Origin of the sequence: Moorena sp. SIO4A1, from assembly GCF_010672065.1 — a bacterium.
GTDB lineage: Bacteria > Cyanobacteriota > Cyanobacteriia > Cyanobacteriales > Coleofasciculaceae > Moorena.
Genome location: NZ_JAAHHX010000598.1, coordinates 1 through 1,606, shown reverse-complemented (window position 1 = coordinate 1,606; position 1,606 = coordinate 1). Strand labels below are relative to the sequence as shown.

Annotated in this window: 1 protein-coding gene; it reads right to left on the bottom strand. The window is 43.3% G+C overall.

The genetic code is table 11. The features are described from left to right. Positions 1 to 194: 194 nt before the first annotated feature. Positions 195 to 1,487 (bottom strand): transposase, encoded by a 1,293-nt coding sequence (locus F6K53_RS41050; protein WP_293086031.1) that lies wholly within the window; start codon positions 1,485 to 1,487, stop codon positions 195 to 197. Positions 1,488 to 1,606 lie beyond the last annotated feature (119 nt).

The following is a 1,606-nucleotide window of genomic DNA, read 5'->3' as shown; positions in this document are numbered from 1 at the left end:
AATATTTGGTTTTGCTATGGCACCTTGGCCAGTACAGGTTTTGATGCTCCTATTAATTCTTAGCCTGGAACGATTTTATCCATTCAGCAGAACGGCTTCAGAGGCAATCTTAATCTCAAAAGTCTCCAATACCAACAGAGAACGGTGATTTTGCCATAGCAGTAAATAAGGTTTGTGACCACTCCTACATCAAATCAAAGATTATGATGTAGGCTTCTCAGATTCACAAATGAGACTTGCTGTTCCTCAGTACCTTGTACCGATTTACCACAGCCATTGAGCGGCAGTCCAACCGCCATTAATGCACGATTCAAAATATTAATACCACTGTTCCAATCACGGTCAACCTTGACCCCACAACTCGGACAATGATGAACTCTTTCACTCAAGTCCTTCTCTACTCGTTTTCCACAATTGAAACACTCAATACTTGTACCCCGTGGGTTGACTTTCTGGACTAACAAGCCGCGTTTGACCGCCACTGCTTGCAAGATCTCCAAAAATAACCCCCATCCAGCATCATGTATCGATTTGGCTAATTTAGTCCGAGCGAGTCCTTTGATGTTTAAATCTTCATACCCAATCAAATCATATTTACTACATAACCAATGTGCAACTTGATAGTGAAATTCCTTTCGACATCTGGCTAGGTGTAAGTGCAATAAAGCAACTTTATGTTTAGCCTTCTCCCAGTTTTTGGAACCCTTCACACGGCGCGACAGAACTCGTTGTGCCTTAGCCAGTTTATTCTGAGTCAAACGATAAAATTGAGGAATTTCAATCCCATCACCGTCTGATGTTGTTAAGAATTTCTCTAAACCCACGTCAATACCGACAGCAGATTTAACCAAATCCATAGGTAACAACTCAGGGACTCTATCATCTTGCATTGAAAAACAGGCATACCAACCGTCTGCTTTTTTGATGATGGTACATTGCTTCAAGGTGAACCCATTCGGAATAGGTCTGTGAATTACCACAGGTATTTCACCAATTCGACTCAGCTTAAGCACGCCATCCTTTGATAAATGTTTGGGCGCAGCCCAATAAACATTTAGATGCGCTCCTGCTTTGGCATTGTTGACCCGTGGAAACACAAATGACCGTAGTTGACCTTGCTTCTTGAACCGAGGTCTCCCTCCGCGTTTTCCAGATTTGTCAGGTTTACGCCATCTATCCCATGCTTTATTTAGTCGTTGTAGGTTAACTTGTTGAGTTTCGGCATAGATTTGCTTGTACTCAGGGAACAGCTTCTTGGTTTCCTTCAGTGCTGCTTGCTGAGTGTAGTAGTTGACGACTTGCGGAATTTCACCTATTGCCTCTTTTTCTAAACTGCAACGGTCAATAGAACAACGAGTCCGATTTAACCAATCAAGCCGTTGCCCGAGAGCATAGTTCCAGTGACGACGCAACAGTTCTAGCCACCTTTCCATCGTAGCTATCTGTTCGGCATTCGGTTTGATTCTGTAGCAATAGGTTAATCGCATGATGTTATTGTACCACTGACGATCTCCTCTAGACCCCGTCGCGCAATTCCCCTCCCGTTAAATCACGCGATTATAACGGGAGACCCCTTGCCCGTTTAGTTGGTCTTGAAAAAAAAAGA